Below are 4,662 nucleotides of genomic sequence, written 5' to 3'. Positions count from 1 at the left end.
TGAAATCTTATGGCGGTTTATTAAGTATGAATGGATTGAAATAGATGCTTACAAAAATTGGTCAACATTTGTGGCATCTGTAGAAAAAATTCTCCGAGAATTTGGAGAAACCTATGTAATTAATTTTGTCTGACTACTTAATTTTAGCGACAGGGATAGGTTATAAACTAGCCATAAGTTTTGCTAGTAAAGTGGCTGCTAAAATAGCAGGTAAAGCCGCAGGAGCTATGATTGCAAAAGTTGGCGCTCAAATTTTAGATCCAGTTCTAGGTTTAGGTATTTTAATTTTTGATGTGTGGGATTATAGCAATATGGTAAAGGATTCTAAACCTGCTTTACGCCAAAATATTTTAGAATTTTTTAATGAGGTAAAATGGTCAATTCTTAAAGCTCATGAAAATAGCATTATGGCTGCTATTAAAGATGTAGAAGGTAATATTATTACGGCTTTAGAAAGTCGATCAGTTTATTAAAAGCTGAATCAATTACGAACAATATCACAATTAGATATTAAGACGAAATACTAGAGCGTAATTCATCATTGTTTCCTAACCGATGCTTTGATTTTCTCCCATGTCAATACATTGTCTGGATTCATCTCATTGTCATCAATCCGGCGATCGAGTTCTCGCTTTTGAGGCTCTGTCAAATCAGGGTAAGCTTGCTTGGCAGCAATACTATCTCAGATTGCTTGCACCAGAATAATTCTGTCTTTGATGCTGAGGGCTGTAATTTCATTTAAGGTAGCTGTAATATCCATGAATCGCAACCTAAACACAAGAGAAATATGCCTTATATAATACCATGATCTGTTGATATTACCTCCAGATATTACAGGGGATAGTAGATCCTTAATCTTGGATAGTCAATCGCGATCGCTGTGCTAAAAATTCCATGAATTTCTCGTTTTTAAGCCACCCCAAAGCCAGTCCACTCGCGTACATAGGGTGCTTGAAATCCCAAGATAATATCCTCCTTTGCCACACCCATTGCCACCAACTCATGGGCGACTCGTATCTCCGTTGTATTCTGTTGCAACCAAATCTTGCCATCCTTAATATCCAAATGCAGCACGCATCCATACACGCGCCGATGCCCATCCCAACCAACATTTGTCACTTGATAATGATCCCGCTGCGTATCAAAAATTGTTTGCGATTCGATCGCACCATTGGAGATCGGAGTTGCGACATATTCGGTTAATAATGCTTGAATCGACTGACGATAATGTTCTAACTTATCCATTGTACAATCACCTCATTTATTGGATCGTAAATAATGCGATTAACTTGATGTCTCTCTACCGAGATTTGCAAAAACTCCCTCTGAAAAAAAGCTTCATGTACTGCAATAGGAACTGCTAAATACAGCTTGCGATCCGGTTCCTTGATTTCTAAAGCAAGTCGATAATTTAAAAACTGTCCTAATGCCGCATGATAATCTGTAATTGGGGAGTCCCCCAAAAATGTTTTGATTTCAACGGCGATTTTCTCTCCCGCCCTTTCTGCTGCGAGTAAGCGCTCTGCACCCAAATCAATTTCAAACTTTGCTCCACCTGCTTCCACCTTTAGCGGATCGTCAGTAATCACCCAATTCTCTTTTTGAAGGGCAATTTTAACAGATTCGTGAAACAGATCCCGCGCTGCCATTTTTCCCTTTTTTACACTTCAATTTTATTATACTTCCAATTGCGTCTATCTAGAAAAGCGCTTAGGCGTAGGCAGCTACAAGCATCGCCCGTCAAGTTCGATCGAGCTTATGACTTTCAATCGTGAGGATAGCTCGGAATCTCATCAGTCGATCGCACCCGTCAAGTCCAATCGCCCTGATGATAGAATCAAAATATCGGTCGTCATTCCCAATTTTAATCATGACATTCATCAACCCCAAAACCGATTACGCCTTCAAAAAAATATTTGGCTCCTCAGAAAGCAAAGACATTCTCATTAGTTTTCTCAATGCCATGATTTACGATGGCAATCCTACCATCGAAGACTTAGAAATTATCAACCCCAACCTACCACCCAGAGTCGAAGGTTTGAAAGATACTTATTTAGATGTAAAAGCCAAACTCGCGGATGGTACGCTAGTTATTATTGAAATGCAAGTATTAAACGTAGAATCTTTCGGCAAGAGAGTTTTGTACAATGCCGCCAAAACTTACGCCTTTCAATTGCAGAAAGGAGAAGGCTACCGAATGCTCAAGCCAGTAATTGCATTAACACTGACTGATTTCGAGATGTTTGCAAATAGCGATCGACTAATTTCAAGATTTATCTATAAAGAAGCAAGTACAAATCTCCAATATACCGATAATAGCATGGAGTTAGTATTTGTAGAACTTCCAAAATTTACTAAAGAAGTACACCAGCTAGAAACTCTGGCAGATAAATGGATTTATTTCATCAAATATGCGAGGGCGATAACGGATATCCCGGAAATAATGGATAGCGTTCCAGAGATTCATAAAGCTTTTGATATCGCCAATCAAGTGAATTTAACTCGTGAGGAATTGGAGGATCTAGAACGGCGAGAAATGTTTATTTATGACCAACAAGGAGCTATAATTAAAGCCGTTCAAGAAGCTCTACAAGAAGAAAAGCTGGCGATCGCGCGGAATTTGCTCGATCGCCTGGATGATGAAACGATCGCTCAAACAACGGGACTCAGCATTGAGGATGTGCGGAATTTGCGATCGAATTGACACTCTAGGATGCGATCGCTATTTCTAAATCATCCTGAAACATCCCCCCTCTGACTGGATACTAAATTAGTAGATGCACCCTGATAGATGAACCCTAACCAATTACGGCTAGGGTTTTTTATTTTCCCTAGCGCCAAAGAAAATTTTAAAAATTATCCTGAAACTTTCCCCCTCCTAGTGGAGACTAAATTAGTAGATGCACCCTGATGGATAACCCCCAACCAATTCTGGCTGGGGGTTTTTTTTCACCCTGGCGACAAACTTACTATCAACTAATCACCATCAACCTCAAAAGATTGCACTTCCAACACTGGGCCAATCATCGCAAAAGTCATCACGTCCTTTCGCACTTCACCCTTAACGCTGACTTTCTGACCGGCTTTTTTTAACTCAGAGGGAACTTCCTTAAGTTCATAAGTCTCGCCACTATCACTTACTAAAGCCCAAGTACCAGGCCCTAATCCTTTGCGTTCAATGACACCTTTAACAGTGATACTCATGCAGTTCTTACCTCCGATTTAAGTGCTAAACGTGCTATTACTAAACACAGTAAAGCATTGACAATCAAGAAAATTTGAGCTGGCAAACCCGTACCCACACCCCAGACAGAGGGGGATACTGCGGCACTTACAGCTAAACAACTAGAAACACCAATTGCTGAACCAATAGCGATCCATTTCCATTCTTGATGTCCTAAAAATAGGGCAATTAAAACAAACGGAATTAACGCACTGGCAAAAATTGGATTCAGCATCGCACTACCCGGAATTGTATTGCCAAGTTCAGGAATAGAACTGCCCATCATCCGTAAAGGCCATTGGGGAAGGTCGAAGATATAAAGACCTCGCAGGAAGAATAACCCCGAACTGCCAGCAACTAAACCACCAGAAAATCCCCAACTCCATTGGAAGGGGAAATAATTCCGCAAGAACCAAGCCAGCATATAGGAACCGATTACCATCGCTAATTTAGGTAAAAGGGCGACAGCGCCGCCATCAATCCAAAAGCGGGGATTCAGATAGCCGTTATCCCGCAACCAGCGGAAGAAATCGCGAAAGGTGACTTGACCTTTATTTGCTAGCTGAACTGCTGCGGCTGCATCGAGTTGACCTGCGCCAAAGTGGTTGAGGGGATCTTCGGCGACAACTCGCGCTGATTGCAATAAGACATTCCGCATTTGGTCTGGTTCAGTAACGCCTGTGGCCTTCAATAAGGCTGCAACTCCGGCGACGTGGGGGGCGGCCATGCTAGTGCCTTGGTAGCCTTCAAACACTTCTGCACCCGTTTCTGGGTCAATGGTACTTTGTAGGATTTTGCCAGCTTCCGAACCGCCGGGGGCAGAGATATCGACTCCTGCGCCAAAGTTGGAATAGGGGGCCATTTCGCCGTCGGGGCCGAGGGCAGAAACGCCGATGACGTGGGGATAGCGGGCGGGATAGGATGCCGAATTTTCAGCGGAGTTACCGGCGGCCGCAATGATGGTTACGCCTTTGCTGTGGGCGTAGGCGATCGCATCTTCCATGAGTTGACTTTCGCCACCACCGCCGAGACTCATGTTAATTACATCTGCGCCGTTGTCAGCGGCAAATTTGATCGATTCGGCGATGTCGGAAACAGTACCACCACCCTGGGCGCTTAAGACTTTGAGAGGCATTAAGGCGGCTTGGTAGGCGATGCCGGCTACGCCGTAACCGTTATTGGTAGATTGGGCGACAGTCCCGGCGACGTGGGTTCCGTGTCCGTTATCGTCAAAGGCTTCGGCGCGATCGTTCACGAAGTCGTAGCCAGGGACGAATTTAGTATCTTTTAAGTCGGGGACGACTGTGATGCCTGTGTCAATTACAGCTACGGTTACGCCGTCGCCTTTAGTTTCGTTCCAAGCGGCTTCCACGTTGATGCTGCGGAGGTTCCACTGCTTGTTATACATGGGGTCGTTGGGAACGTCTAAGGCACTATAG

General features: G+C 43.5%; 8 protein-coding genes. 2 read left to right on the top strand and 6 right to left on the bottom strand.

The annotated features are described in order from the left end of the window. Positions 1-125: 125 nt before the first annotated feature. Complete coding sequence (locus PN499_RS12015; RefSeq protein WP_272032129.1) at positions 126-473, top strand: hypothetical protein; 348 nt, start codon at positions 126-128, stop codon at positions 471-473. A gap of 65 nt (positions 474-538) precedes the next feature. On the opposite strand, the gene PN499_RS12010 is transcribed toward PN499_RS12015, so the two are convergent. The 4 genes from PN499_RS12010 to PN499_RS11995 all read right to left on the bottom strand — a co-directional run bounded on the left by PN499_RS12010 (position 539) and on the right by PN499_RS11995 (position 1,881). After that, complete coding sequence (locus tag PN499_RS12010) at positions 539-676, bottom strand: addiction module protein (protein ID WP_272032131.1); 138 nt, start codon at positions 674-676, stop codon at positions 539-541. A gap of 233 nt (positions 677-909) precedes the next feature. Continuing rightward, positions 910-1,245, bottom strand: a complete 336-nt coding sequence (locus PN499_RS12005; RefSeq protein ID WP_272032127.1) for a XisI protein — start codon at positions 1,243-1,245, stop codon at positions 910-912. Further along, positions 1,233-1,649 (bottom strand): XisH family protein, encoded by a 417-nt coding sequence (locus PN499_RS12000; protein ID WP_272032125.1) that lies wholly within the window; start codon positions 1,647-1,649, stop codon positions 1,233-1,235. The genes PN499_RS12005 and PN499_RS12000 overlap by 13 nt, the downstream gene beginning before the upstream one ends. Positions 1,650-1,740: 91 nt before the next feature. Then, positions 1,741-1,881: a hypothetical protein gene (locus PN499_RS11995; protein WP_272032124.1), complete on the bottom strand. Its 141-nt coding sequence runs from the start codon at positions 1,879-1,881 to the stop codon at positions 1,741-1,743. Between PN499_RS11995 and PN499_RS11990 the strand changes: the two genes are divergently transcribed. Then, a complete protein-coding gene (locus PN499_RS11990) occupies positions 1,871-2,704 on the top strand; it encodes an Rpn family recombination-promoting nuclease/putative transposase (RefSeq protein WP_272032123.1) in 834 nt (277 codons plus the stop codon). The genes PN499_RS11995 and PN499_RS11990 overlap by 11 nt on opposite strands. A gap of 272 nt (positions 2,705-2,976) precedes the next feature. Here the strand turns inward: PN499_RS11990 and PN499_RS11985 are convergent, their stop codons facing one another. Then, positions 2,977-3,204 carry a hypothetical protein gene (locus PN499_RS11985; protein WP_272032121.1) on the bottom strand — a complete coding sequence of 76 codons (228 nt, stop codon included), beginning with the start codon at positions 3,202-3,204 and terminating at the stop codon, positions 2,977-2,979. Beyond that, on the bottom strand, positions 3,201-4,662 hold a 1,462-nt coding region (locus PN499_RS11980), incomplete at its 5' end, for a S8 family peptidase (protein ID WP_272032120.1). The genes PN499_RS11980 and PN499_RS11985, both read right to left, overlap by 4 nt.

This window comes from Kamptonema animale CS-326, from assembly GCF_028330895.1.
Taxonomy (GTDB): Bacteria; Cyanobacteriota; Cyanobacteriia; order Cyanobacteriales; family Microcoleaceae; genus Kamptonema; species Kamptonema formosum.
This window is presented reverse-complemented; position numbering and strand designations above follow the sequence as displayed.

Coding starts and splice junctions, on each gene's coding strand:
- PN499_RS12000 (WP_272032125.1), bottom strand. CDS start 1,649: ATGGCAGCGCGGGATCTGTTTCACGAATCTGTTAAAATTGCCCTTCAA.
- PN499_RS11985 (WP_272032121.1), bottom strand. CDS start 3,204: ATGAGTATCACTGTTAAAGGTGTCATTGAACGCAAAGGATTAGGGCCT.
- PN499_RS11990 (WP_272032123.1), top strand. CDS start 1,871: ATGACATTCATCAACCCCAAAACCGATTACGCCTTCAAAAAAATATTT.
- PN499_RS11995 (WP_272032124.1), bottom strand. CDS start 1,881: ATGAATGTCATGATTAAAATTGGGAATGACGACCGATATTTTGATTCT.
- PN499_RS12005 (WP_272032127.1), bottom strand. CDS start 1,245: ATGGATAAGTTAGAACATTATCGTCAGTCGATTCAAGCATTATTAACC.